Genomic DNA, 26,059 nt, shown 5'->3' on the forward strand with positions numbered 1-26,059 from the left:
TCCCGGATAGCTCAGCGGTAGAGCAATCGACTGTTAATCGATTGGTCGCAGGTTCGAATCCTGCTCCGGGAGCCAGTTTCCGCAAGCACTGCATTGCGGTCTAGCTTCCCCCCAAAGACCCTACCCCAAGGATCTGCTCCGCATGGTTTCGGCGACGCCGTTCGCGCTCGCCGTCTTGCCTCGCCATCTTGCCTTTTGACGCGGCCTCGAACAAAAGCTGACGCGGGCGGAGCATCCGCCCTGCAGACGGAGATTGAGGATATGGACAGCTTCGCCGAGCTGCGCCGGATGATGGTCGATTGCCAGCTGCGCACCTATGACGTGACCGACCGCGCGGTTCTCGCCGCCGCCGACCGGGTGCCCCGTGAGGCCTTCGTTCCTACTGATCTGTCCCATCTCGCCTATCTCGACCAGCCCGTCGCGTTGCCGGGCACCGGGCGCGCTCTGATGGCGCCGATGGTGATCGCGCGCATGATCCAGGTTCTCGATATCGAGCCGGGCGAGCGGGTGCTCGAATATGGCGGTGCGAGCGGCTACGGCGCGGCGCTGATGGCCGGGATGGGCGCTTCCACTACGCTATGGGAGCCGGACGCCGCTGCGCTTGCCCTGGCGCGCGCAGCGTTCGAACGCGCCGGCATCGCGAATGTCACGCTCAGCGCGACGCCTCCCGAACCGTCCGATTTCGATGCGATTCTGGTCAGTGGCGCGTGCGAGACGGCGCCGGACAGTCTTTTCGCGCTGGTGCGCAATGGCGGCCGGCTGATCGCAATCGAGGGGCAGGGCCGGGCGGCACGGGTCAAACTTTACCAGAAAACCGAGCATGCGATGTCGGCGCGGCCGGTTTTCGATGCGGCGGCGCCGATTCTGGAGGAATTTCGCCGGGTACCGAGCTTCGTTTTCTGAGCCGGCGGTGTCGCATTTTTGCGGCACTGCGGCAGGGAAACAGCAGTTTGGCGCGTCACGACATTGGCGTGGCGGGCCGCTCCGGTTATGAGTTGTTGCAAGTATGCCGAGGCTGGGGCGATGCCTGGGCGTGACACCAGTCCGCACAAGAGGCGTCCACGTGAGAGAAAAAGACTTCAAGACGAAGGCCCGATACGGTCTTTTGGCGGTTCTGACGAGCGTTCTGGCCGCAAGCCAGGCCGATTCGGCCGTGGCGCAAACTATGGATGCGGCGCTGGCGCGTGCCTACTCCGCCAACCCGACACTCAATGCCCAGCGCGCCTCGGTGCGTGCCACCAACGAGAACGTGCCGCAGGCGCTCTCCGGCTACCGTCCGCGGATCACCGCGTCGGCCGATATCGGCGCCAGCATCGTCGATTCCAACCTGCCCGGCGTGGGAAACAGCACGTCGCGCTTGGCGCCGCGCGGCGCCGGCGTCCAGATCGACCAGAACATCTTCGACAGCGGCAAGACCCGCAGCACCGTCAGCCAGGCCGAATCGCAGGTGCTGGGCGCGCGCGCCACCTTGCGCAACACCGAGCAGAACGTGCTGCTCGACGCCGCCACCTCTTACATGAACGTGCTGCGCGACACCGCGATCCTCAATCTCAACCGCAACAACGTCGAGGTTCTGGAGGAGCAGCTGCGTCAGACGCGGGACCGATTTCAGGTCGGAGAAGTGACCCGCACCGACGTCGCCCAGGCCGAGGCGCGCCTGTCGCAGGCGCAGTCGCAGGCCATCCTGGCCGAATCGAACCTCAAGACCAGCATCGCGCGCTATCGCCAGAATGTCGGGGCCGAGCCGAAGCAGCTCGCTCCGGGCCGGCCGATCGAGAACCTGCTGCCGAAATCGCTGCCGGTCGCGCTCAACTCGGCACTGGCCGGACATCCGGCCATCATCGCCTCACTCCATGGCGTCGATGCCGCGGAGCTGCAGGTGAAGGTGACCGAATCCGACCTCTATCCGACCGTCGGCGTCCGTGGCCTCGTCCAGCAGCGCTATGACAACCAGCTCTTTGGCGACAACCGGTTCTCGGCCAGCGCCGTCGCGACCCTGACGATTCCGATCTACGAGGGTGGGCAGATCTATTCGCGGACCCGTCAGGCCAAGGAAACCGCCGGCCAGCGCCGCATCGAGGTCGATACGTCGCGCGATACAGTCCGCGCCGCGGTGGTCTCGGCCTGGGGCGGGCTCGAGGCGGCGAAGGCTCAGATCGTCGCCGCGCAGGCCCAGGTCCAGGCCGCGGAGACCGCGCTAGCTGGCGTCCGTGAGGAAGCCAAGGTCGGCCAGCGCACCACGCTCGATGTGCTCAACGCCCAGCAGGAACTGGTGATTGCCCGTTCCACCCTGGTGACGGCGCAGCGCGACCGTGTGGTCGCGTCCTATTCGGTCCTGTCGGCGATCGGCAAGCTCTCGGCCGAAACGCTGAAGCTCAAGACGGCGGTCTACGACTCGCGCAAGCATTACGACCAGGTCAAGGGCCTGCTCTGGGGCACCCAGACGCCGGACGGCCGCTGAGTTATCGCGACGGCGGAGCGACGATTCGCTCCGCCGCGTCGTCAAAGGCGCTGCGCTTTCGCCGCCTTGGGACCAGCCGGGGCGCGAACCCCGCTCTCCCCCGATAGGAGACATTCCGGCAACAACCGGGATTTCTCCTGTGGGCTGAATGGAAGCCGCCTTGCTTGCCGGTCTTTGCGTGGAATACTCAACTCGGGGCTGCGTTTGATTCGATCCGCGCGCCCGGAGTCGAGTGGTCGGACCCAGCATGAGCGCGCAACCGAAGCCCAACGAACCGTCGATGGAGGAGATTCTCGCCTCCATCCGCCGGATCATCGCGGATGACGAGGTCAAGCCCGCGGAGGCCAGCGCGCCCGCGCCGGTCGTGCAGCCCGAGCCCGAACCTGCCCCCGCTGCCGAACCCGAGGCGGTCGACGACGACGTGCTCGACCTCGGCGCCGAAGCGAATCTCGTCGCGCCCGAGCCCGAGGCCCCGCAACCGGCCGAGCCCGAGCAGGCCGGCCTCGATGTCGAGTTCCTGGAGACCCCCGAGCCTGAACCGGTGACGCCCGCACCGGAGCCGGAGCTGCTGCAGAGCTTTGCGCCCCCGCCCTTCGCGCCGGCTCCGCCGCCACAGCAGCTGCCGCTGGACATGACCGCGCTGATCTCGGATCAGGCCGGCTCCGCGGTGACCAGCGCCTTCGGCGCGCTGGCTCACACCGTCCTGAGCAACAATGCCCGCACGCTCGAGGACCTGGTCAAGGACATGCTCAAGCCGATGCTGAAGACCTGGCTCGACGACAACCTCCCGACGATGGTCGAGCGGCTCGTCCGCGCCGAGATCGAACGGGTCGCCCGCGGCGGCCGGAACTGAGCCTCGGCCGCCGGGCATCGTTCAGCGCAGCAACCGGGCGTTCCGGTCGCGCAGCGCGGTTTTCAGCTCATCGAAGGCGCCTTCCTCATCGAGCCGCTTGATCGCGAGCCCGGCGAGCGTCAGCGCCACTGTCGGCGCGCCCAGGCGCGAGACCAGCATGGCGAGGCCGACCGCCACGGGGCGGGAGAAGCGTCCGGAGGCGGATTCGACCGCGACCCAGGCGCCGAGGGCATGAACGAGAAGCTTCATCGGGTCGCTCCGGAGCAAAGGCGGTTCAAAGGATCAGCTTGCGGTTCTCGCCCAGATTGGGCTTGGAACCGGTCACGGCCGCCGCCGCCATCTTGACGGTGGTGACGATCTTGCCCGGATTGTCCCAGAACTCGGCCATGGCGGGGCGAACGCGCAGCACGCGGATATTCGGGTCGTCCTTGCTTTCCCAGAAAGCTTTTGCCGCCGTCGACCAGAGCTCGTCGATCTTGCGCCGGTCGTCGAGCATGTTTGCGGTGCCGGTCACGGAGACATAGCGATAGTCGTCGTTCTCGGCGAAGGTCAGGCAGACATTGTCGTTGATCTCGACCTCGTCGTCCTTGTGGTTGCGGATATCGGTCAGGAAATAGATCGCGTCCTCGTCTCGTGCCGCATGCGCGCTCATCGGACGGGCGCGCAGCTGGTCGCCGCTGCCGTCATGAGTGACCAGCATGCAGATGCCGATCTCCTCGATCATGCTCCAGGCGCGGTCCTGGTCGGTATGGTGGGTCATGGGGAAATCTCCTGGTTTCTCCCACTCAACCGACCGCGACCGCAGGTGTTCCGTCCGCCGCGGGTTTTCGGACCGTCGCCAGATCCCGCGCCGGGTCCCGGGCGCGCGAGGGAACGCGCGGCGCCCCCAGGAGTAAATAGTGTCGCAGGCCGCCGCCCTTGGCGCCGCCCCAAGCGAGGACAGATCATGAAAAAGCCGGCCAGCCGCATCGCGCTCAAGTCCAACACGAAAACGCAGGTCATCTCCCTGCTCAATGATCGCCTGGCCGACGGGATCGACCTCGCCCTGGTCACCAAGCAGGCGCACTGGAACCTGAAGGGCCCCGGCTTCATCGGCATCCACCTGATGCTCGATGGGTTCCGCAAGGATCTCGACATCCATGTCGACACGGTGGCGGAGCGTGTCGCCCAGCTCGGCGGAACCGCGCTCGGGACGAGCCAGGTCGTAGCCTCAGGCACGGGGCTGAAGCCCTATCCGACCGATATCGTCGCGGTGAAGGACCATCTCGCCGCGCTGATCGATCGCTATGCCGCGACGGCGAATTCCGTGCGCGAGGCGATCGACAAATCCGACGAGGCAGGAGACGCCGACACGGCCGATATCCTGACCGCCTATTCGCGCATGCTCGACAAGGCGCTCTGGTTCCTCGAATCGAACGCCGCCTGAGGCCGTCCGCAGGCCGCGCAGGCCCGTAAATGGCGTCGAAGCCGTTGACGTGGAGCCCGCGCATGGGGTCTTAAGGTTCACGACCTTTTGGCCTGGAATTTCGGCCGGGGCTTTCCCCGGCCATTTTGCGTTCGAGCGAAGCGATGATGGACAAGACATTCGAGCCCGCCACTGTCGAGGCGCGCGTCAGCGCAGCCTGGGAGGCGGCGGACGCCTTCAAGGCCGGGCGCGGTGCGCAGCCGGGCGCGGAGCCCTATTGCATCGTCATCCCGCCGCCGAACGTCACCGGCTCGCTGCATATGGGCCACGCGCTCAACAACACGCTGCAGGACCTGCTCTGCCGCTTCGAGCGGATGCGCGGCAAGGACGTGCTCTGGCAGCCGGGCACGGACCATGCCGGCATCGCGACGCAAATGGTGGTCGAGCGCAAGCTCGCGAGCGAGAACAAGACCGACCGGCGGACGATGGGCCGCGAGGCTTTCCTGGCCGAGGTCTGGAAGTGGAAGGAGGAGTCGGGTGGCACGATCGTCAACCAGCTCAAGCGCCTCGGCGCCTCCTGCGACTGGTCGCGCGAGCGCTTCACCATGGACGAGGGGCTCTCGGCCGCGGTGCTCAAGGTCTTCGTCAGCCTGCATAGGCAGGGGCTGATCTACCGCGCCAAGCGGCTGGTGAACTGGGATCCGAAGTTCCAGACCGCGATCTCCGACATCGAGGTGCTCCAGCTCGAGAAGACCGGCTCGTTCAAATGGCAGCGCGACGGCGAGGAGGCGTTCGACGCCGCCAAGCTGGAGAAGGCGCTCGCCAGGGACCCCAACGGCCATCTCTATTATTTCGACTATCCGATCGAGGGCGTCGCCTACGATCCGGAGGACGCCTCGACCTACATCACCGTCGCGACGACCCGGCCGGAGACGATGCTGGGCGACACCGGCGTCGCGGTGCATCCGGAAAACGACAAGCTCAAGGAGCTGATCGGCAGGAACGCGGTGCTGCCGCTGGTCGGCCGCGTCATCCCGATCTTCGGCGACGACTATGCCGATCCGGAGAAGGGCACCGGCGCGGTCAAGATCACCCCGGCGCACGACTTCAACGACTTCGACGTCGGCAAGCGCAATTCCCTCAGGGTCGTCAATATCCTGAACGGCGAAGCGCGCATCCTGATTCAGGACAATGCCGACTTCCTGGAAGGCGCTGCGCCGGAAGCCGAGACGCTGGCGCTCGACGGGCTCGACCGCTTCGCCGCGCGCAAGGCGGTGGTCGGGCTGATGGCGGCGCGCGGGCTGCTGCGCAAGGTCGAGCCGAACACGCATACGGTGCCGCATGGCGACCGCTCCGACGTCGTGATCGAGCCCTGGCTGACCGATCAATGGTATGTCGACGTCCAGCCGCTGGCGCAGCGCGCGCTCAGGGCGGTCAAGGACGGCAAGACCAGGATCACGCCGGAAAGCTGGACCAAGACCTATAATGACTGGCTCGAGAACATCGAGCCCTGGTGCGTTTCGCGCCAGCTCTGGTGGGGCCACCAGATTCCGGCCTGGTATGGGCCGGACGGCGAATGCTTCGTCGCCGAGTCGGAAGCGGGCGCGCAGGCGCTTGCGCTTGGCCATTATGGCGGGCCGGTCACCCTGACCCGCGACGACGACGTGCTCGACACCTGGTTCTCATCGGCGCTCTGGCCGTTCTCGACCTTGGGCTGGCCCGAGGAGACCGCGGAACTCAAGCGCTATTACCCGACCGCGACGCTGGTCACCGGCTTCGACATCATCTTCTTCTGGGTCGCCCGGATGATGATGATGGGCCTCAACTTCATGGACGAGGTGCCGTTCCGCGACGTCTATCTCCACGCGATGGTTCGCGACGAGAAGGGCGCGAAGATGTCGAAGTCGAAGGGCAACGTCATCGACCCGCTCGTGCTCATCGACACCTATGGCGCGGATGCGTTGCGCTTCACCTTCGCGGCGATGGCGGCGCAGGGGCGCGACATCAAGCTCGCGACCGCGCGTGTCGAGGGCTACCGCAATTTCGCGACCAAGATCTGGAACGCGGCGCGCTTCGCCGAGATGAACGGCTGCGCGCGTGCCGAAGGTTTTGATCCGGCCGCGGTCGAGCAGCCGCTCAATCGCTGGATCCTGAGCGAAGCGGCGCGCGCCACTGAGGAGATCGCGGCCGGCGTCACCACCTTCAAGTTCAACGAGGCCGCGGGCAGCGCCTATCGCTTCGTCTGGAACCAGTTCTGCGACTGGTATCTCGAGCTCGCCAAGCCCGTGCTGCAGGGCGAGGGCGTCGCCGCTGCGGAGCGGGCGGAGACGCAGGCGACGGTCGCGCATGTCATCGACCTGATGTGCCAGCTTCTGCATCCCTTCATGCCCTTCCTGACCGAAGAGCTCTGGGCGGTGAAGGCGGGCGAGGGTGCTCCCCGCAAGCTTGCCAGGGGCGATGCCGCGCTGGTCTGCCTGACGCGCTGGCCCGATCTCTCGGCGCTCAAGGACGAGGCGGCGGAAGCCGAGATCGGTTTCGTCGTCGACCTGATCTCCGACATCCGCTCGGTGCGCTCGGAGACCAATGTCCCGGCCGGCGCCCAGGCGCCGCTGGTGCTGGTCAAGGCGAGCGCGGCGACGAAGGCTGCGATCGAGGCGTGGGCGCCGATGATCGAGCGGCTGGCTCGCGTTTCCGAGATCGTCTTCGCCGATGTCGCTCCGCCGCAATCGGCGCAGGTCATCGTGCGCGGCGAGGTCGCGGCGCTGCCGCTGGCCGGGATCATCGATCTCGACGCCGAGCGGGCGCGCCTGGCCAAGGAGCTCGCCAAGCTCGACCAGGACATCCTCGCCGTCGAGCGCAAGCTCGGCAATCCGGACTTCGTGGCGCGCGCGCCCGAGGAGGTCGTCGAGGAGAACCGCGAGCGCAAGGCGCAGGCCGAGGCGCGCAAGCTCAAGATCGGCGAGGCGCTGGCGCGGCTGTCCTAAGAGCATCGAACCGGAAGGTGGAAACCGGCTTTCGGCAAGATCCGGTGCCGAAACAAGAGCCTGATCGTCTTCGTTGCGTCCGGAAGGACGCAGGACGACAAGCCCTGCGCGGACGAAACGCCGCGGCCCTTCGCCAAGAACCCGTCATGAAACCGTCGCCAAATTGACCTTGATGTAAGAGAGCTCTGGCATATTCACGAGAACGCGATTAGATGCGCGCTGGGCGCAAGCCTGCCATGCGCAATCCGATCCACAGCACGAAGCGACAGTTCCGACGCATGCTCAAGCGAGCTTATGATTGGTGCGTATCCTACGCGTCCCACCCGGCGGCACCCTGGCTGCTTTTCGCGCTGACCTTCGTCGAGAGCTCGGTCAGCCCGCTGCCCCCGATCCCGCTGCTGCTGCCGATGTGCATCGCGCGTCCGGACCGGGCCTGGTTCTATGCCGGCATCTGTTCGCTCGGAGCGGTGACGGGCGGCTATCTCGGCTATGCGATCGGCGCGCTGCTCTATGATTCCGTCGGCTCCTGGCTGATCGGCATCTATGGTCTGCAGGACAAGGCCGCCCAGCTGATCGCGACCTCCCAGGATTTCTGGTTCTGGGTGCTGGTGACCAAGGGGCTGACCCCGATCCCGTTCAAGATCGTCACGATCATGTCCGGCTTCCTGCATTTCGACATCTGGAAGTTCACGGTCGGCATGGTGGTCTCGCGCGTCACCTTTTTCGCGATGATCGCGCTGGCGCTGCGCTTCTACGGCGACGACATCCGGATCTTCATCGAGAAGCACCTGCCGCTGAGCGCGGCGCTCCTCGTGGTCGCGGTCGTCGGCGGCTTCTTCGTGCTGCCGATGGTGCTCTGAGCCGCCGCGGCGGCCCTGATCGAGCCGCCCGTTTCGATAGGGCGCCACGGCCTCGGGCAGTGGCGTCGGGGTTAACGCAACCTCTTTGCGTCCGTGAAATTGTGACATTACTGCAACGTTCGACGGGCATCGCGCTGGCCTTGCCCGCCGACGTCCGACCTGCCGCGAAGCCGCCACAAAGCATCCCCAGCAAAGGCAGGCGATAAGTTACTGAGATTTAGATGATTTAAAGTTCGGACCGGTCGGCCGGAACGCAAGGTTCGGCTGTGCCCTTCCGAAGCGTAAACGTTGCGTCCGGCGCGGGCTGCGTGGCACATCTGCCGCGGGCCGTAAGCGCAGGGCGGGACGGGGAAAGTATGTGATGGACGCGCGCGTTTTCGATAAGTCGAAACTCCCCAGCCGGCATGTGAGCGTCGGGCCGGCGCGTGCTCCGCATCGTTCCTACTATTATGCGATGGGGATGACCTCGAAGCAGATCGCGCAGCCCTTCGTGGGCGTGGCGTCCTGCTGGAACGAGGCGGCGCCCTGCAACATCGCGCTGATGCGCCAGGCTCAGGCCGTGAAGAAGGGCGTCGCCTCGGCCGCCGGCACGCCGCGCGAGTTCTGCACCATCACCGTGACCGACGGCATCGCCATGGGCCACCAGGGCATGAAGTCGTCGCTGGCCTCGCGCGAGGTGATCGCCGACTCGGTCGAGCTGACCATGCGCGGCCATTGCTATGACGCGCTCGTCGGCCTTGCAGGCTGCGACAAGTCGCTGCCCGGCATGATGATGGCGATGGTGCGCCTCAACGTGCCGTCGATCTTCATCTATGGCGGCTCGATCCTGCCCGGCAATTTCAAGGGCAAGCCGGTCACCGTCCAGGACGTGTTCGAGGCGGTCGGCAAGCATTCGGTCGGCGCCATGTCCGACGAGGACCTGAAGGAGCTGGAGGAGGTGGCCTGTCCGTCCTCGGGCTCCTGCGGCGCCCAGTTCACCGCCAACACCATGGCGACCGTCGCCGAGGCGATCGGCCTGGCGCTGCCCTACAGCTGCGGGGCGCCGGCGCCCTACGATGTCCGCGACACCTTCTGCTACACCGCCGGCGAGATGGTGATGGAGCTGATCGCGAAGAACATCCGCCCGCGCGATATCGTCACCCGCAAGGCGCTCGAGAATGCCGCGATGGTCGTCGCCGCCTCGGGCGGCTCGACCAATGGCGCGCTGCATCTGCCGGCGATCGCGCATGAATGCGGCATCGATTTCGATCTCTTCGCCGTCGCCGAGATCTTCAAGAAGACGCCCTATATCGCCGACCTTAAGCCGGGCGGAAAATACGTCGCCAAGGACATGTTCGAGGTCGGCGGCATCCCGCTGCTGATGAAGACGCTGCTCGACCACGGCTATCTGCACGGCGACTGCATGACGGTCACCGGCCGCACCATCGCGGAGAACCTCGCCTCGGTGAAATGGAACGACGAGCAGGACGTGATCCGGCCCGCCAACAAGCCGCTCTCCGACAATGGCGGCGTCGTCGGCCTGGAGGGCAATCTGGCGCCCGAGGGCGCGATCGTGAAGATCGCGGGCATGACGCCCGAGCAACTGGTCTTCACCGGCCCGGCGCGTTGCTTCGACTGCGAGGAAGACGCGTTCGCTTGCGTCAGCAAGCGCGAATACCAGGTCGGCGACGTGCTGGTCATTCGCTATGAGGGCCCCAAGGGCGGCCCCGGCATGCGCGAAATGCTATCGACCACGGCTGCGCTCTATGGCCAGGGCGTGGGCGACAAGGTCGCGCTGATCACCGACGGTCGATTCTCCGGCGCCACACGCGGCTTCTGCGTCGGCCATGTCGGCCCGGAAGCGGCTGTCGGAGGGCCGATCGGGCTGATCCGTGACGGCGACATCATCGAGCTCGACGCGATCACAGGAAAGCTCGCAGTCCGCCTTTCTGATGCCGAACTTGAGGAGCGTCGTAAGGCCTGGAGCCCGCGCAAGACCGACTACAATTCGGGCGCGCTATGGAAATACGCCCAGACCGTCGGCTCGGCCAAAGGCGGAGCCGTGACGCACCCGGGAGGGGCGGCCGAAACCCATTGCTATGCGGATATCTGACGCCATCATCGCCGGAATGTTCCTGATCCTGGGCTGCCATCAGACAGCCTGGGCGCAGGATACCGTTGCCGGGCGCGAGCCGCCGATTCCGCCGCGGCCGATTCCGGGCATTGCGCTGCCGGAGCCGGAGGCGGTGGTCCCGGGCTCGCCGCCGCTGGCCGGCGGCCGTGCCCTGGCGCCCGCTCCGAACGCGCCGGCCGCGCATACGGCGCTGCCGCTCGTGCCCTTCACCAGCGCGCGCGACGCGCTCAAGGCCTGGATGCGCGATACAACGGCCGGCGATCAGGCCGGGGCCGTGCGCGCGCTCGAATATGCCGCGGCGCAGGGCCATCTCACCGCGCAGTTCAAGCTGGGCCGCATGTATGCCGGCGGAGAGGGCGTTCCGACGAACGATCTCAAGGCCTTCGAGTATTTCTCCAAGATTGCGGATGAGAATGCCGACGCGATTCCGGGCACGGCCGATGGCCGCATCGTCGGCAGCGCTTTCGTCGCTCTCGGCGGCTACTTCATGGACGGCATCAAGGGCAGCTATGTGAAGCCCAATGCCGACCGCGCCTTCGACATGTTCCACTACGCCGCCTCCTATTTCGGCGATCCGGACGGCCAGTACAACCTCGCGCGGCTCTACATGAACGGCCAGGGCACGCGGCGCGACCAGCGCCAGGCGGCGCGCTGGATGAAGCTTGCCGCCGAAAAGGGCCATGTCCCGGCGCGCGCCGTCTTCGGCGACATGCTGGTGCGCGGCAGCGACGGCGTGCCGCGCCAGGTCTCGCAAGGCCTGATGTGGCTCTCGCTGGCCCGCGAGGCCGCCGACCCGACCCGGGAGGCCTGGATCCTGGAGCGTTACGACGCGGCGTTCTCCTCGGCCTCCGCGGGCGATCGCAGCGCGGCGACGGTGCTGGTCGAACGGCAGCAGGGGACAACCCGCCAGCGCTGAGACGGCGGGCCGGCGCATCCGTCGCTGCCGGGTCGGCGTAGTCCTCGGATCACCCCGAGGAGGCCGAGTCCATGTCGATCATCAGAAATTCCATCGCGGTGCTGGCGCTGCTGGCTTCGCCCATTCCTGCCGCCGCGCAGGAGAATTACGAAACCTGGGCGCCGCTGACGGATCCGTTCGCGAGCACGGGCGGCGGCGGCATCATGATCCATGACTACGATCCGGTCGTCGCTGGCGGCAAATGCACCACGAATTTCCGCGCGATCGACCCGAATGGCGCCGTCTACCGCAATACGATCGTCTTCGAGGCGGTCGAGGTCCAGGGCGGAACGCTTTGCGCCAACGGCAAATGGCGCTCGATCGACGGCAGCGCCTCTGGCACCACGCCCTTCCGGGTGTTCCTCAAGAATGGCGTGAAGCGGGGGTCGGCCGATTGAGAGGCGGCGAATCGCCAGCGAGCGTCAGGCCGCTTTCAGCTCGATCATCACCGGCACGTGGTCCGAGGGCTTCTCCCAGTCCCGGACATGCTTGCTGATGCTGACGCCGTTCAGCCTGTCGGCCGCCTGCGGCGACAGCAGGAGATGGTCGATCCGGATCCCGTTGTTCCGCTGCCAGGCGCCGGCCTGGTAGTCCCAGAACGTGTAGAGGCCCGGCGAATCGGTCGTTGCCCGCAAGGCCTCGGTCAATCCGAGATTGATCAGGTCGCGAAAGGCCGAGCGCGTCGGCGGCAGGAACAGCGCATCGTCGATCCAGGCGGCCGGATCGCGTGCGTCGCGCGGCTCGGGAATGACATTGTAGTCGCCGGCGAGCACGAGCGGCTCCTCATGGGCGAGGAGCGTCTGCGCATGGGCCGTCAGCCGGCGCATCCAGCCGAGCTTGTAAGGGTATTTCTCGGTATTGGGCGGATTGCCGTTGGGCAAATAGATCGAGGCGATGCGGACGACGCCGCCGGCATAGGGCAGGACGCCTTCCAGATAGCGCGCCTGCTCGTCGGTCTCGTCGCCGGGCAGGCCGCGGCGGACATCCTCCAGCTTGGCGCGGCTGAGGATCGCGACGCCGTTAAAACCCTTCTGGCCATGGGTCTCGACCTGCCAGCCCGCCTCCTCGACCTCGTTGCGCGGAAAATCGCCGTCGAGGCATTTCAGCTCCTGCAGGCAAAGCGCGTCCGGCTCGGCTTCCTTCAGGAAATCGAGCAGATGGCCAAGCCGCTGGCGGACCGAATTGACGTTCCAGGTGGCGATGCGCAACGGTTCAGGCTCCGAGTCAGGGCAGGCTGAGAATAAGCGTCATGGACGGGGTGGTGGCAAGCCTGCACGGGCGGCGGTCTTGCCATTGCGCGTCAGCAGCGCTGCGGGGAAGCCGGAAACAACAAAAAACCTCCCCGTGTCGCCACGGGGAGGCTCTTCAATCTGTCCCGCGAGGGGCCTCAGGGGCAGGCGCGAACCACGCCGCCCGTCGCGATATAGGTGCCGGTCTCCGGATCATAGGAACGGAAGCGGCGCGAGCAATAGGCGACCGCATCGGCATCCGGAGAGACATAGACCGGGGCAGGGGCCGCATAGACCGGCGGCGCGGCGAGCGCGCCGGCAGCCAGAGCGCCGCCGAGCACGCCAGCGGCAATGCCGGCGCCGACGGCCGCACCGCGGCCGCCACGGTAGTAGCCGCCCCGGTAGCCATAACCGCCACGATAGCCGTAGCCGCCGCCGCGATAGCCGTAGCGCGGGCCGCCGCGATAGCCACCATATCGGCGATACTGCACGCTCTGGATGAGATCCTGGCCAGCCCCGGCGAGAGCCGCCGTCGAACCAGCGGTCGCGCTGAGCGGCGCCGCGCTTGCCGGGGCAGCGAGGATCACGCTTCCGGCCAGGGCGGCGGCGATGGTCAAGGTCTTGATCATGACGAAACTCCTTTCCTCTCCAACGTGAGAGGAACGCGGGTGTTCCTCCAATTCCAGCCAATTTATAGCGTGAGGCCCCGTGATGAAAGGCCTGCGCGCAAAGATGGACGATTTTTCATCTTGCGGCAGGCTATCGCCACACTTTGCCGTTTCAGTAAGCTGTCCGCCGCAGAATTTGCGCTTGTCTCCCGCCCGCTTCCGCACCATCTAGCGGCAGCACGATGTTGCTTTGCAGCACGACCTCCAGCACCGGACCCGGAAACCATCCATGTCGCATCCAGGCGAAACCCCGACGCTCACACCCGCCGAGGCGATGAAGCCGCTGCCGATGATCATCTTCGGCTCCCGCTGGCTGCAGGTACCGCTCTATCTCGGCCTCATCGTGGCGCAGTGCGTCTATGTCTTCCTGTTCCTGAAGGAACTCTGGCACCTCGTCACCCATGCGACCGAGTTCGGCGAGCAGCAGATCATGCTCGTCGTGCTCGGGCTGATCGACGTGGTGATGATCTCGAACCTGCTGATCATGGTCATCGTCGGCGGCTACGAGACCTTCGTCTCGCGGCTGAAATTGCAGGGACACCCCGACCAGCCGGAATGGCTGAGCCACGTCAATGCGAGCATCCTGAAGATCAAGCTGGCGATGGCGATCATCGGCATCTCGTCGATCCATCTGCTCAGGACCTTCATCGAGGCCGGCAATATCGGCAATACCGGCCGTGTCACGAACTACACCGAGACCGGCGTGATCCTGCAGACGATCATCCATGTCGTCTTCATCTTCTCGGCCATCGGCATCGCCTGGGTCGACAAGATGACGGTGGCGACCGCCGGCAAGGGCCACTGACCGGCGTCCTCAGGCCCTGAGGCCCCGCGGCAGCCCCTTGGTGCTGCGGGGCTGGGCGAGCCCGGGCGCGGTCTCGATGCCGATCGTCGGCAGCGCCAGCGTGCGCTGGCCGCGGAAATCGACATGGCAGACCAGGAGCCCGCGCTCCTCGATATAGCCGAGCAGCCGGCGTGCCCGGCTCGGCGAATGACTGCCATAGACCTCGGCCAGCTCGGCATCGGTTGGGCAGGGCGCCTGCTCGATCGCGGTCCGCGCGATGAACAGGAACAGGCTCTGCAGGTCGTCCGGCAGCGTCGCCGCCGCGGTGAGCGCGGCCTGCCAGGCGTCGGAGCCCGCCACCTCGTCATTCGCGCCGGCGCGGGCGATGGCGAGCCGGCGGCGGAACTCGTCGAGGCTGAGCGAGGCCTGGGCGACCCGGCGCATGCGGCAGCGCACCGTGAAATCCTGGTAGAGCACCGCGACCTGGCGCGTGCGGGTCTCCGGATCGCCCATCAGGTCGCGCAGGATCTCGGCCATGATCGCCTCGCGCTCCTCCGGCTCCATCGGGATCTCGGGTTCCGGCTCGGGAACGGGGGCGGGGCGGTAGTTCTCGATCTGGCGCAGCACGTCATTGGCGGGCGGCCGCGGACGCGGCGCCGGTCTTGCGGTCCAGGCGGTCGGCGCGGGCTCGTTGGCGCCGGCCTCGAAGATCAGCTTGCTCGCATCCTCCGGCGCCTGTTCGGGCAGGGGCATCAGGCCGGGCGCGCCGCCGCGGTCGACCGAGGAGACGGTGCCGATGCGCAAGGGCAGCGGGCGCTTCGACAGGGCCGGGCCCAGCGCGACGAACTGGCCGCGCTCGAGATCGCGGAACATCTCGGCCTGGCGCCGCTCCATGCCGAGCAGATCGGCGGCGCGCTGCATGTCGATGTCGAGAAAGGTGCGCCCCATCAGGAAGTTCGAGGCCTCGGCCGCGACGTTCTTGGCGAGCTTGGCGAGGCGCTGCGTGGCGATGACGCCGGCGAGCCCGCGCTTGCGGCCCCGGCACATCAGGTTGGTCATCGCCCCGAGCGAAAGGCGGCGGGCCTCGTCGGAGGCCTCGCCCGCCATCACGGGCGCGAAGAGCTGCGCCTCGTCGACCACGACCAGCATCGGGAACCACATGCTGCGCTCGACGTCGAAGAGCCCGCCGAGGAAGGCGGCGGCGGCACGCAATTGCTCGTCGGCATCGAGATTCTCGAGATTGAGCACGACAGAGACGCGGTGCTGGCGGACGCGCAGCGCGATACGCTGGAGCTCGGCATCGCCGCAGGCGGCATCGACGACGACATGGCCGAACTGCTCGGCCAGCGAGACGAAATCGCCTTCGGGATCGATCACGGCCTGCTGCACCAGCGGCGCGCTTTGCTCGAGCAGGCGGCGCAGCAGATGCGACTTGCCGGAGCCGGAATTACCCTGGACCAGAAGACGCGTCGCCAGCAGCTCGGCGAGATCGAGCAGGCCGGGTTGCCCGTCCCTCGTCGAGCCCATGTCGATGCCCGTCGTCATGCTCTGGCCTTGCCGCTCCTCGATCGCAACCTGTCGAAAGTCGAGCCCTCATCCTGAGGAGCGATCGAAGATCGCGTCTCGAAGGATGTCTCCTCGGGATGAGGGCTGAGCTTTCCGACAGCTCTTACCACGGCGAATCGCCGGCCGGTGCGCGAGCGTCAGCCTTCCACAGCTATCGGATGGAAGACAGGGCTTCAGCGTGGACAGCGGCGGGCGCGCTCCTCGCGCTGGATGTCGGCAATGGTGCGGCGCTGGCTGTTCGAGAGCGGCAGATCCTCGGCATTGTCGTATTGACAGCCGGCATTGCCGAACGCGGCGATGCCGCGCTGCGTGCGGAAACAGTAGCCCTGCGCCTTGTAGATTTCGTTGCGGGCGACCCACAGGTCGTCGCAGCTCTGCGCGAGGGCTGGGCCGGGTGCTCCCGCCAGAACCAATAAAGTCATTGCCGTCAGTCCGTTGCGCAACATGGTTCGCCTTCGATTTCAGCGCCCTGAAGCGAGATTGAGCGGAACTGGCCGAAGGAGCAAGCGCTGCTACCTCAACTCGCTCTTGCGCAGCATCGCGGCGCTCATGCTGACGCCGTAATGCTCGCTCATCTCGCCGGCGCTCAAATGACGGACGGGCTCGATATCGGGGATCAGGAAGGCGGCGGCGTAGCGCCTCGCCTGGTATTCCATCGCGCGGACGCGGGGTGAGAGGCGCTCAGTGCGATTACCGGCAGGCGCGCGATGCAGCGCGCCCTCGTGGCCGAGCAACGCATGGCCGACCTCATGCGCCACCGTCATCAGCGCCCGGCCTTCGCCGCGATTGGCGGCGGCATAGACCGCTTCGGGGACCAGCAGGCGTTTGGTCTGCGAGTCCCATTGCGCCTCAGCCTCGCCGAGCTGGCTATCGGGAACGCGCTCATAAGCGAAGTTCGGATAACGCCGCTTCAGCTTGGTCATCAGCGTGATGAAATCGATGCCCTGATCGTCGCGAAAGCCGAGTTCGCGACGATGCGCCAAGGCGCGCGCATCGATTTGGGCGTCGGTCAGGAATGCAGGCTTCATGGCAGCCTCCCGTGACGGAGCGGGAGGAGCCTAGCGCGGTAGCGGGCATTGCTCAATGCGCCGCGGGCAATGGCGCCATTTTACGTGCGCGCGTCACTTGCGCGCGGCCATTTCCAGGCAGGTGAGGACCTGGACATAGCTCGGAGGACCACCGAGCCGGGCGCCCTCGACACAGGTGCCGCGGCTCGCCGCCGGGTAGCGGCGCCATTGCTGCTGCAAGGTGGCCTGCGCCTTGCGCTCGTCGTCGCGGCAGGCATCGGCCGTGCGCCCGACGCCCATGCCGCTCTCCCCGACATGGCGGCACGAACTCGCGATGTCGAAGCGGGGCGGATTGTCGGAGACTGGCAGGACAAGACCTGTGGAGATGGACAGGGAAAGAAGGGCCGCGGTGAGCATGGCGTAACCTCCGTGGGATCGCCCGCGCGGAGAACGCAAACGGGCGCGAAAAGTTCCACCTTTCCGTGCGACGGCGCTAGCCGAACGAGGCCCGATTCCGGCCTGCGGCCTTGCTCTCGTAAAGCAGCATGTCGGCGCGCCGGTAGAGCTGTTCCAGCGTCTCGACGCCGTCGAAATGCGCGGCGCCGACGCTGACGGTCAGGTGGGGGGCGGTGTCCGACATGACATGCGTGATCTCGAGCGCAGCTATGGCCTGGACGATCGCATCGAACACGCCGCGAGCCCGCTGTGGCTCGATGCCGTAGAGGATCAGGCCGAATTCCTCGCCGCCGAGGCGCGCGGCCATGTCCATCGGCCGGCGCATCTGGCCCTGGAGCGTGCGCGCGATGGTGCGCAGCGCCAGGTCGCCGGCCTGATGCCCATAGTGGTCGTTGTATTTCTTGAAGTGATCGACATCGAGGATCGCGAAGACGAGGCCGATGCGGTCTCGTCGGCTCTGGAGAAGCGCCGTCGCGGCATGCTCCTCGAAGAAGCGCCGGTTGCCGATACCGGTCAGCGCGTCGAACATGGCGTGGTTGTGGAGCATGCGCCGCAGCAGGAAATGATCGCGCTGCGCATATTCCCGCAGATAGGCGCCGACCGCACCGACGAAGACCGCGAAGAACAGCAGGATCGAGAGGCGGACATGCTCATGCATGTGGCTCGGCCCGAGCATGGCGAAGCCGAGCACGGCATTCAGCACAGCGATCAAAGCCGCGGCGGCGACGCTCTGGTAGAAGGTCAGTCCGACCGGCAGGAAGACCGCCATGATGATCACGAACTCCGCTAGATCGGCCTGGGCGAGGTCGCGGAGCTTGAAGACATTGGCGCTGATCGAGCTGGTGGCCCCGATCAGGACGAGAACGACGAAGGTCAGCCGGTTATAGCCGCGCGGCAGGCGCTTGCCAGCCAGCACCGAAACCAGCGCCAGCAGAAGGACGAGCGTACTCCAGCGCAGAGCTGCTGCGAGCAGGGCGTCGTAGTTGCGCGCGGCGAACTCCGCCCGCAGGTCGAGCCGCGTCAGGTCAAGTCCGATGAAGGCGAGCCAGATCGCGAGCGCCGTGACCGCGCAGACCAGCGTGCTCGTCCGCTGCTCGATGCGCATATGGCGGCGATATTCGTCCTCCAGCCCGGGCTCGAAACGCAGGCGCTTGAAGTCGCGCGCCCGCTGCCCGGCATAGGGGCTGTCCCGGGTCGGCGGCGCCGGCGCGGCGCGAGCTGAAGCTATGGCCTGTTCGAACGCATTCACGGTCAAACCGTGTCGCGAAGTGACTAACACTCCGTTTGAAGGGCACCTGCGCGGCGCAAGTGCAACCGGCCCGATGCCGCGAGGGTTTCGGAAGCCTTGCCGTGGCCGGGAGAATGCGCCGCAATCAGGCGCTTCCGCGAGGCCGGTTCAGGCGCTCCGCTGCCCGCTCGCGAGAACGGCTTCGACGATCTCCTGGACGTTCAGCGCCTCGGAGAGCGTCGCGAGATGATGCGGCTCGCCGCGGGTCAGGCGGGCGACGCCTTCGAGCTGGCGCTTGAGGGCGAGGGGTCGCGCCTGCTCCTGCGGCAGGGCGTCGGGCGCGCGCTGCCAGCTCCCGTCAGGCAGCCGACGCTCGGCGATCGACCAGTCGCAGAGCCGGACCGCGCCCTGGTCGCCTTCCAGCGTCCAGATGTTGTGGTCGTCCTTCGTCGTCGTGCCGACGCCGCCCGTGAGCGCGAGCGGCACATCGCCGGTGAGAAGCCGCGCCGCGACCCGGCGTTCCGAGCGGCCCGTTTCGGGGAATTCGGCACTCGCGTCCAACCCATGGAGCGCGCCGACCAGCCGGCGACTCAGGAACAGGAAATGCGAGACGACCTCGCGGGTAAAGCCGCCCTGGGCCGGCCTGTCGAGCCAGCCTGCGGCATCGGCCTGCCAGGGGCGCGGCCAGGTCTTGAATGCGACTTCGATACTGGCGCGCTGCACGGAGCCGATCTCACCCTGCGCGATCCACTCGGACAGGGTGGTGACGGCGGGCGAGGAGGCGAACGGGAAGTTGACCGCGCCCCTGTCTGCGGCCTCCGCGACGAAGGCGCGCGCGTCGGCGACATCGACCGCCAGCGGCTTCTCGCAGAAGACGCTTCTGCCGGCTGAGAGCGCGGCGCGAGCATGGGCGAGATGCGAGGCTGGCGGCGAGGCGATATAGACGCAGTCGCTCGCCGCGATCAACGCGGCCGCGTCGGACAGGCGAGGGATGTCGGGCAAGGCGGAGGCGAGGCGCGCCATCGCCTCTTCCGCCGGATCCCAGATGCCGCTGACCCGCAGCAATCCCGGCGGCTGGTCGAGAACCGCGCGCAGCATGCGCTCGCCCATGATGCCGGCACCGATGATGCCGATCGAAAGACTGTTATGCGACATGAGGGAATCCACGTAAGAGGCTTCAGACGCGCCGCTTTAGCAGCTTGTACGGAGGATGGGAGATTGGGTTCCGGTTCAGGCGAGCCCAAGCATTCGCCGCGCCAATCCTGGATCGCCGCCGCCGGCGAAATCGTCGAAGGCGGTTTCGGTGACCCTGATGATGTGCTCGGCGATGAAGGCCGCGCCTTCGCGCGCGCCGTCCTCCGGGTGCTTCAGCGCGCATTCCCATTCGAGCACTGCCCAGCCGTCGAAGCCGTATTGGGCGAGCTTGGAAAAGACCGCCTTGAACTCGACCTGGCCGTCCCCGAGCGAGCGGAAGCGGCCGGCGCGGTCGATCCAGGGCGCGTAGCCCGAATAGACGCCCTGGCGTCCATTGGGGCGGAACTCGGCATCCTTGACGTGAAAGGCGCTGATCCGCTCGTGATAGATGTCGATGAAGGCGAGATAATCGAGCTGCTGCAGCAGGAAATGCGACGGATCATAGTTGATCCGGCAGCGCGGATGATTGTCGAGTCGCGCCAGGAACTGCTCGAAGGTCGCGCCGTCGAACACGTCCTCGCCCGGATGCAGCTCGAAGCCGACATCCACGCCCTCTGCATCGTAAGCGTCGAGGATCGGGCGCCAGCGGCGCGCGAGCTCCGTGAAAGCCTCTTCCGCGAGCCCCGGCGGGCGTTGCGGCCAGGGATAGACGAAGGGCCAGGCGAGCGCGCCGGTGAAGCTGACCGAGCCGTTCAGCCCGAGCCGCCGTGAGGCTTTGGCGGCGTGGCGCATCTGCTCGACCGCCCAGGCCTGCCGCTCGGCCGGTTTGCCGTGCACGGCGGCTGGGGCGAAGGCGTCGAAGGCCGCGTCATAGGCGGGATGGGTGGCGACGAGCTGCCCCTGGAGATGCGTCGACAATTCGGTGATGACGACGCCGTTCTCCTGCGCGACCCCGGCAATCTCGTCGCAATAATCCTGCGACTCCGCTGCCCTGGCGAGATCGAAGAAGCGCGCATCCCAGGACGGGAGCTGCACACCGCGATAACCCAGCCCGGCAGCCCAGCGTGTGATCTCGGGCCAGGAGGAGAAAGGCGCGGAATCGCCGGCGAACTGGGCCAGGAAAATCGCGGGACCCTTCATGGTCGCTGGCATAGGCTCTGCTTTCTTCGGTTGCGGCGGGCGGAGGTTGCCCCAGGGGCGATCGGCTCGTCCAGTCCCCGGAGGGCATCATCATGCTCGCGCTTAACCCGCACTTTGGCCTATATCAGGCCGAAGTTCGGTCTTGAGCGCGGTCGGCGGCTTCGCCTAGCCTTCGGGGCAGAGCGGCCGGCAAGGTCCGCCGAGGAAACGAGCAGGAGGCGGATATCGCGCTGCCGTGGCAACGCCTGAGCCCGAGCGAGCTCGCGGTGCTCGAAGCGACCTTCTGGTCGGGCGGCTGCGCGCGCCATGCGCTGGCCGACACGCTCCAGTTCTCGCGCAGCAAGACCAACACGCTCGCGGCCGGGTTGCTCGAACAGGGTCTGCTCGACGAGGCCGGCCTGCAGCACTCGACGGGTGGGCGACGCCCCGAGACGCTGCGCGTCAATGCCGGCCTCGGCGTCCTGTTCGGCGTCGATATCGGCGCGACCAGCCTCGACCTTGCCCTGCTGCGGCCCGACCTGACGATCATCGCGCGCCATTCGCAGGCAGCCGACGTGCAGGGCGGTCCTGGCCCGATCATGTCCAGGCTGCGCTCGCTGATGCCAATGATGCTGGCCGAGCACGGCATCGCGCCGGAAGCCGTGCTATCGGTCGGCATCGGCGTGCCGGGGCCGGTGAATTTCGCGGTCGGCCAACTCGTCAACCCGCCGCTCATGCCGGGTTGGGACAGCTTTTCGATCCGCGACGACATGCGCGAGGTCACGCCGGCTCCCGTCTTCATCGACAATGACGTGAACCTGATGGCGCTCGGCACGCTCTGGCGCCAGCATCGCCAGATCGAGGACTTCCTCGTCATCAAGATCGGCACCGGCATCGGCTGCGGGATCGTCTGCCATGGCGAGCTCTATCGCGGGGCGACGGGCTCGGCCGGCGATATTGGTCATATCTGCGTCGATCCGGATGGGCCGCTCTGCCGCTGCGGCAACAAGGGCTGTGTCGAGGCGATGGCCGCGGCCCCCGCCATCGTCGCGATGGCGCAGGAGGCGGCCGAGACCGGCCGCAGTCCCTGGCTCGCGGAGATGCTGAAGGCCAAAGGTCAGCTGGAGGCGATCGATGTCGGGGCGGCGAGCCGGGCCGGCGACGAAGCCGCCGACGCGGTCGTCCGGCGGGCAGGGCAACTGATCGGCCAGGTGCTGGCCGCGCTCGTCAATTTCTACAATCCCTCGCATGTCTTCATCGGCGGTGGTGTCTCCGCGATTGGCCCGATGTTCCTGGCGGCGATCAGGCAAAGCGTGAACCAGCGCTCGCTCGCGCTCTCGACGCGCCATCTCGAGGTCACCTACGGACCGCTCGGCGGCGAGGCCGGGCTGATCGGCGCTGGCGTGCTCGCGATGCGCGAGGCCCTTCGCAACGGGAGCATCGCATCATGACGCGGGTTGCGAATGACCAGGCCGGCGTCGCCGTCGCCTTCGAGGGCGTCGTCAAGAGCTTCGGACCGGTCGAGGTGCTGCACGGCGTCAGCTTCGCGCTCGAGCCCGGCCGCATCTACGGCCTGCTCGGCGAGAACGGGGCCGGCAAGTCGACGCTGATGAAGATCCTCGCGGGCTACGAGGCCGCGAGCGGTGGCAGCGTGACGGTCGATGGCGAGCAGGTCGCCTTCGGCTCCTCGCGCGAGGCCGAGGCGCGCGGCATCGTCCTGATCCACCAGGAGTTCAACCTGGCCGAGGACCTGACCGTCGCCGGCAACATCTTCCTCGGTCATGAGCCGATGAAGGGCTGGTTCCTCGACGAGGTGGCGATGCGCGAAGGCGCGACGGCGGCTCTGCGGCAGGTCGGGCTCGAGATCGATCCGGCGACGCCGGTGCGCCGGCTGATCGTCGCCGAGAAGCAGCTCGTCGAGATCGCCAAGGCGGTATCGCGCAAGGCGCGGCTGCTGATCATGGACGAGCCGACTGCGACATTGACGCCGTCCGAGGTCGCGCGGCTCTTCGCGCTGATCACGCGGATGCGGGCTGAGGGCGTCACCGTGATCTACATCTCGCACAAGCTCGACGAGGTCGAGCGGATCACCGACGAGGTGATCGTGATGCGGGACGGGCGCTTCGTCGGCCGCTCGCCGACAGCCGAGATCACGCGCCACACCATGGCGACGATGATGGTTGGCCGCGAGATCGCCGACCAGTTCCCGCCGCGCTCCACGGTGGACGAGAGCCGTGCGCCGGCGCTGCGCGTGCGGAATTTCAGCGTTCCGGGCTGGGCGCAGGAGGTCGAATTCGAGGTGCGGCCGGGCGAGATCCTCGGCTTCGCCGGGCTGGTCGGCGCCGGGCGCACCGAGCTGTTCGAGGGCATTCTGGGCCTGCGCCCATCGAGCGGCGAGATCGAATTGCAGGGGCGGGGGGTGAAGCCCCGCTCGCCGCGCGAGGCAGCCGAGCATGGGCTCACCTATTTGAGCGAGGACCGCAAGGGCAAGGGCCTGCATGTCGACTTCACGCTCCGCCCGAACCTGACGCTGATGGCGCTCGGCCGCTATGCGAAGCCATGGCTCGATCCCTCGGCGGAAAGGCAGGCGCTGGAGCGCGCCGTGGACGCCTTCGGCATCCGCGCCGGCTCGCTCTCGGTCAAGGCGTCGAGCCTGTCGGGCGGTAACCAGCAGAAGCTGGCGCTGGCCAAGGTGCTGCATCCGGAGCCGAAGGTGCTCGTCCTCGACGAGCCGACGCGGGGCGTCGATGTCGGCGCCAAGCGCGAGATCTATCACCTGATCCACCGGCTGGCCGAGCAGGGGCTGGCGGTGATCGTCATCTCCTCGGAGCTGGTCGAACTGATCGGCCTCGCCCATCGCGTCGCCGTCATGCGCGCCGGCCGGATCGCCGCGACGCTGACGGGAGAGGAACTCACGGAAGAAATCATGATCGCTTACGCCACGGGGACGCGGCATGTCGCAGCCTGAGACAGAGATCGCCGCCGCCGATGCGGCAGGGACCGGAGCCTGGCGCGCCGAGGCGAAACAGTCCTTCACCGAGCGGCTCGGAAGCGTCGGGCCGGTCCTCGGCCTCATTGCGCTCTGCATCGCCGGAACGCTGCTCAACAGCGATTTCGCCACCACGGACAATCTGCTGAACGTCCTGACCCGCACGGCCTTTATCGGCATCATCGCCGTCGGCATGTGCTTCGTGATCATCTCGGGCGGCATCGACCTCTCGGTCGGCTCGATGGCCGCCTTGATCGCCGGCTGCGTCATCATGTTCATGAACTGGGCCGGGCCGGCGCTGGCTTCGCCCTTGCTGGCGGTTGTGCTTGGCGCGGCGCTCGCGGTGCTGCTCGGCGCCTGTTTCGGGCTGATCCACGGGCTCCTGATCGCTAAGGGGCGGATCGAGCCCTTCATCGTGACGCTCGGCACGCTCGGCATCTTCCGCGCCTACCTGACCTATTTCGCCGATGGAGGCGCGCTGACGCTGGCCAACGATCTCGCCGACCTCTACGCGCCGGTCTATTACGGCGTCGTCCTCGGCGTGCCCGTGCCGGTCTGGATCTTCCTCTTGGTCGCGCTCGTCGGCGGGCTGATCCTGAACAAGACCGCCTATGGACGTTATGTCCAGGCGATCGGCTCGAGCGAGGCCGTCGCGCGCTATGCCGCGGTCGACGTCGATCGCATCAAGATCCTGACCTATATGCTGCTCGGCATCTGCGTCGGCATCGCGACCCTGCTCTATGTGCCGCGGCTCGGCTCGGCCTCGCCGACGACGGGGCTGCTCTGGGAGCTCGAGGCGATCGCCTCGGTGATCGTCGGCGGCGCGGCGCTGAAGGGCGGCGCGGGCAGCATCGCCGGCACGGTCATCGGCGCGATCCTGCTCTCGGTGATCAGCAACATCCTCAACCTGACGAGCATCATCAGCGTCTATCTGAACGCCGCCGTGCAGGGCTTCGTCATCATCACCGTCGCGTTTTTGCAGAAGGGGCGCCGCTAAGCGCCTGAAAGAGGAGAGGAAACGATGTCACTGAAGAACAGGCGTCACATTCTGAAATCGGCCGTCGCCGCCGCGGCCTTCACCTTCGCAGGCTCCGGCCTCGTCGCGGCCGAGCCGGTCAATCTCGGCGTCTCGATCCCGGCTGCCACCCACAGCTTCATGGGCGGCATCAACTACTGGGCGAACCAGGCCAAGAAGGACCTGGAAGCCAAGCACAAGGACCTGAAGATCACGATCCGCACGGCCGCCAATGCGACCGAGCAGGCGAACCAGCTTCAGGATCTGAGCACGGTCAACAAGATCAACGCGCTCGTCGTCTTCCCCTTCGAATCGGCGGCGCTGACGCGGCCGGTCGCGAATGTGAAGGCCAAGGGCGCCTATGTGACGGTGGTCGATCGCGGCCTGACCGATACCAGCGCCCAGGACGCCTATGTCGCCGGCGACAACACCGCCTTCGGCAAGGTTCCGGCCGAGTACATCGCCAAGAAGCTCGGCGGCAAGGGCAATGTCGTGGCGCTGCGCGGCATCCCGACCACGCTCGACAACGAGCGCATGGATGCCTTCGCCGGTGTGCTGAAGAACCATCCCGACATCAAGCTGCTCGACGCCAAATACGCCAACTGGAACCGCGACGACGCCTTCAAGGTCACCCAGGACTTCCTGACCCGCTTCAAGGAGATCGACGCGCTCTGGGCGGCGGATGACGACATGATGGTCGGCGCGCTGCGCGCGATCGAGCAGGCCGGCCGCAAGGACATCAAGATCGTCTTCGGCGGCGCCGGCGCCAAGGACATGGTCAAGACGCTGATGGACGGCAAGGATCCGCGGATCGAGGCCAATGTCAGCTACTCGCCCAAGTTCATCTACGAGGCGATCCAGCTGACCGCCGAGGCGCGATTGAAGGGCGAGAAGCTGCCAGCGACGACGATCATCCCCTCGGTGCTGATCGACAAGAGCAACGCCAAGGACTTCTACCACCCCGACTCGCCGTTCTGAGCCGGTTGCCTGTTGTTCCGCGCGGCCGCCCCGGCGGCCGCGCCTTTGATCATGGACCGGATATGAGCGAGGAATTCCCGCGCAAGCTGCGCTACGCGATGGTCGGTGGCGGCCGCGACGCCTTCATCGGCGCGGTGCACCGCCATGCGATCGCGCTCGACGGCATGGCCGAGCTTGCGGCCGGCGCCCTGTCCTCGACACCCGAGCGCGCCATCGCGTCCGGGCGCGCGCTCGGCCTGCCCGACGCGCGCAATC

General features: G+C 66.9%; 25 protein-coding genes, 1 tRNA gene and 1 pseudogene. 16 read left to right on the plus strand and 11 right to left on the minus strand.

Features of this window, described 5'->3' with window-relative positions:
- The 4 genes from ACTIF2_RS26595 (at nt 1) to ACTIF2_RS26610 (ending at nt 3,314) form a co-directional block, all read left to right on the plus strand.
- Nucleotides 1-75, plus strand: a tRNA-Asn gene (locus ACTIF2_RS26595).
- A gap of 186 nt (nt 76-261) precedes the next feature.
- Nucleotides 262-903, plus strand: coding sequence for a protein-L-isoaspartate O-methyltransferase family protein (locus ACTIF2_RS26600; protein WP_439500156.1), 642 nt, complete (start codon nt 262-264; stop codon nt 901-903).
- Nucleotides 904-1,153: 250 nt separating this feature from the next.
- Entirely contained in the window at nt 1,154-2,461 is a 1,308-nt protein-coding gene (locus ACTIF2_RS26605) for a TolC family outer membrane protein (protein WP_439500157.1), read from the plus strand.
- 247 nt (nt 2,462-2,708) lie between these two features.
- The gene (locus tag ACTIF2_RS26610; RefSeq protein ID WP_439500158.1) at nt 2,709-3,314 is read left to right on the plus strand and encodes a PopZ family protein; all 606 of its coding nucleotides are present in this window, start codon (nt 2,709-2,711) and stop codon (nt 3,312-3,314) included.
- Nucleotides 3,315-3,335: 21 nt separating this feature from the next.
- On the opposite strand, the gene ACTIF2_RS26615 is transcribed toward ACTIF2_RS26610, so the two are convergent.
- Both ACTIF2_RS26615 and ACTIF2_RS26620 read right to left on the minus strand, forming a co-directional pair.
- Nucleotides 3,336-3,563, minus strand: coding sequence for a hypothetical protein (locus tag ACTIF2_RS26615; protein ID WP_439500159.1), 228 nt, complete (start codon nt 3,561-3,563; stop codon nt 3,336-3,338).
- Between the two features lie 25 nt (nt 3,564-3,588).
- Nucleotides 3,589-4,074, minus strand: a complete 486-nt coding sequence (locus ACTIF2_RS26620) for a pyridoxamine 5'-phosphate oxidase family protein (RefSeq protein WP_439500160.1) — start codon at nt 4,072-4,074, stop codon at nt 3,589-3,591.
- A gap of 186 nt (nt 4,075-4,260) precedes the next feature.
- Here ACTIF2_RS26620 and dps point away from each other — a divergent pair, with 186 nt between their 5' ends.
- The 6 genes from dps to ACTIF2_RS26650 all read left to right on the plus strand — a co-directional run bounded on the left by dps (nt 4,261) and on the right by ACTIF2_RS26650 (nt 12,029).
- Nucleotides 4,261-4,740 carry a DNA starvation/stationary phase protection protein Dps gene (gene dps, locus ACTIF2_RS26625; protein ID WP_439500161.1) on the plus strand — a complete coding sequence of 160 codons (480 nt, stop codon included), beginning with the start codon at nt 4,261-4,263 and terminating at the stop codon, nt 4,738-4,740.
- A gap of 143 nt (nt 4,741-4,883) precedes the next feature.
- The gene (locus ACTIF2_RS26630) at nt 4,884-7,703 is read left to right on the plus strand and encodes a valine--tRNA ligase (protein WP_439500162.1); all 2,820 of its coding nucleotides are present in this window, start codon (nt 4,884-4,886) and stop codon (nt 7,701-7,703) included.
- 278 nt (nt 7,704-7,981) lie between these two features.
- Nucleotides 7,982-8,563, plus strand: coding sequence for a YqaA family protein (locus ACTIF2_RS26635; RefSeq protein WP_439500163.1), 582 nt, complete (start codon nt 7,982-7,984; stop codon nt 8,561-8,563).
- A 361-nt stretch (nt 8,564-8,924) separates the two neighbouring features.
- Nucleotides 8,925-10,655 carry a dihydroxy-acid dehydratase gene (gene ilvD / locus ACTIF2_RS26640; RefSeq protein WP_439500164.1) on the plus strand — a complete coding sequence of 577 codons (1,731 nt, stop codon included), beginning with the start codon at nt 8,925-8,927 and terminating at the stop codon, nt 10,653-10,655.
- Nucleotides 10,642-11,592 carry a tetratricopeptide repeat protein gene (locus ACTIF2_RS26645; RefSeq protein WP_439500165.1) on the plus strand — a complete coding sequence of 317 codons (951 nt, stop codon included), beginning with the start codon at nt 10,642-10,644 and terminating at the stop codon, nt 11,590-11,592. The genes ilvD and ACTIF2_RS26645 overlap by 14 nt, the downstream gene beginning before the upstream one ends.
- Nucleotides 11,593-11,663: 71 nt before the next feature.
- Nucleotides 11,664-12,029 (plus strand): hypothetical protein, encoded by a 366-nt coding sequence (locus ACTIF2_RS26650; protein ID WP_439500166.1) that lies wholly within the window; start codon nt 11,664-11,666, stop codon nt 12,027-12,029.
- A 24-nt stretch (nt 12,030-12,053) separates the two neighbouring features.
- On the opposite strand, the gene xth is transcribed toward ACTIF2_RS26650, so the two are convergent.
- Both xth and ACTIF2_RS26660 read right to left on the minus strand, forming a co-directional pair.
- Nucleotides 12,054-12,839 (minus strand): exodeoxyribonuclease III, encoded by a 786-nt coding sequence (gene xth, locus ACTIF2_RS26655; protein WP_439500167.1) that lies wholly within the window; start codon nt 12,837-12,839, stop codon nt 12,054-12,056.
- Nucleotides 12,840-13,018: 179 nt separating this feature from the next.
- Nucleotides 13,019-13,489 (minus strand): BA14K family protein, encoded by a 471-nt coding sequence (locus tag ACTIF2_RS26660; protein WP_439500168.1) that lies wholly within the window; start codon nt 13,487-13,489, stop codon nt 13,019-13,021.
- A 268-nt stretch (nt 13,490-13,757) separates the two neighbouring features.
- Between ACTIF2_RS26660 and ACTIF2_RS26665 the strand changes: the two genes are divergently transcribed.
- Nucleotides 13,758-14,333 carry a TIGR00645 family protein gene (locus ACTIF2_RS26665; RefSeq protein ID WP_439500169.1) on the plus strand — a complete coding sequence of 192 codons (576 nt, stop codon included), beginning with the start codon at nt 13,758-13,760 and terminating at the stop codon, nt 14,331-14,333.
- Nucleotides 14,334-14,342: 9 nt separating this feature from the next.
- Here the strand turns inward: ACTIF2_RS26665 and ACTIF2_RS26670 are convergent, their stop codons facing one another.
- The 7 genes from ACTIF2_RS26670 to ACTIF2_RS26700 form a co-directional block, all read right to left on the minus strand.
- On the minus strand, nt 14,343-15,857 hold the full coding sequence (locus ACTIF2_RS26670; protein WP_439500170.1) for a helicase HerA domain-containing protein: 1,515 nt from the start codon (nt 15,855-15,857) through the stop codon (nt 14,343-14,345).
- Nucleotides 15,858-16,051: 194 nt separating this feature from the next.
- Complete coding sequence (locus ACTIF2_RS26675) at nt 16,052-16,300, minus strand: YARHG domain-containing protein (RefSeq protein ID WP_439500171.1); 249 nt, start codon at nt 16,298-16,300, stop codon at nt 16,052-16,054.
- 90 nt (nt 16,301-16,390) lie between these two features.
- The gene (locus ACTIF2_RS26680) at nt 16,391-16,906 is read right to left on the minus strand and encodes an ImmA/IrrE family metallo-endopeptidase (RefSeq protein WP_439500172.1); all 516 of its coding nucleotides are present in this window, start codon (nt 16,904-16,906) and stop codon (nt 16,391-16,393) included.
- A 93-nt stretch (nt 16,907-16,999) separates the two neighbouring features.
- The gene (locus tag ACTIF2_RS26685) at nt 17,000-17,302 is read right to left on the minus strand and encodes a hypothetical protein (RefSeq protein ID WP_439500173.1); all 303 of its coding nucleotides are present in this window, start codon (nt 17,300-17,302) and stop codon (nt 17,000-17,002) included.
- Between the two features lie 76 nt (nt 17,303-17,378).
- Nucleotides 17,379-18,590, minus strand: a complete 1,212-nt coding sequence (locus tag ACTIF2_RS26690; RefSeq protein ID WP_439500174.1) for a GGDEF domain-containing protein — start codon at nt 18,588-18,590, stop codon at nt 17,379-17,381.
- Nucleotides 18,591-18,737: 147 nt separating this feature from the next.
- Complete coding sequence (locus ACTIF2_RS26695; RefSeq protein WP_439500175.1) at nt 18,738-19,724, minus strand: Gfo/Idh/MocA family protein; 987 nt, start codon at nt 19,722-19,724, stop codon at nt 18,738-18,740.
- Nucleotides 19,725-19,799: 75 nt separating this feature from the next.
- Nucleotides 19,800-20,855: a sugar phosphate isomerase/epimerase family protein gene (locus ACTIF2_RS26700; protein WP_439500176.1), complete on the minus strand. Its 1,056-nt coding sequence runs from the start codon at nt 20,853-20,855 to the stop codon at nt 19,800-19,802.
- A gap of 254 nt (nt 20,856-21,109) precedes the next feature.
- Here ACTIF2_RS26700 and ACTIF2_RS26705 point away from each other — a divergent pair, with 254 nt between their 5' ends.
- From ACTIF2_RS26705 to ACTIF2_RS26725, 5 genes and pseudogenes are all read left to right on the plus strand, one after another.
- The gene (locus ACTIF2_RS26705) at nt 21,110-22,273 is read left to right on the plus strand and encodes an ROK family protein (RefSeq protein WP_439500177.1); all 1,164 of its coding nucleotides are present in this window, start codon (nt 21,110-21,112) and stop codon (nt 22,271-22,273) included.
- A complete protein-coding gene (locus ACTIF2_RS26710) occupies nt 22,270-23,790 on the plus strand; it encodes a sugar ABC transporter ATP-binding protein (RefSeq protein WP_439500178.1) in 1,521 nt (506 codons plus the stop codon). Before ACTIF2_RS26705 ends, ACTIF2_RS26710 begins: the two co-directional genes overlap by 4 nt.
- A complete protein-coding gene (locus ACTIF2_RS26715) occupies nt 23,777-24,808 on the plus strand; it encodes an ABC transporter permease (protein WP_439500179.1) in 1,032 nt (343 codons plus the stop codon). The genes ACTIF2_RS26710 and ACTIF2_RS26715 overlap by 14 nt, the downstream gene beginning before the upstream one ends.
- A 24-nt stretch (nt 24,809-24,832) precedes the next feature.
- Nucleotides 24,833-25,804 (plus strand): substrate-binding domain-containing protein, encoded by a 972-nt coding sequence (locus ACTIF2_RS26720; protein ID WP_439500180.1) that lies wholly within the window; start codon nt 24,833-24,835, stop codon nt 25,802-25,804.
- Nucleotides 25,805-25,866: 62 nt separating this feature from the next.
- Nucleotides 25,867-26,059: pseudogene (locus ACTIF2_RS26725) on the plus strand (gfo/Idh/MocA family oxidoreductase); the annotation flags it as partial.

The organism is Allobosea sp. (genome assembly GCF_051860145.1).
In the GTDB taxonomy this organism is placed as follows: Bacteria; Pseudomonadota; Alphaproteobacteria; order Rhizobiales; family Beijerinckiaceae; genus Allobosea.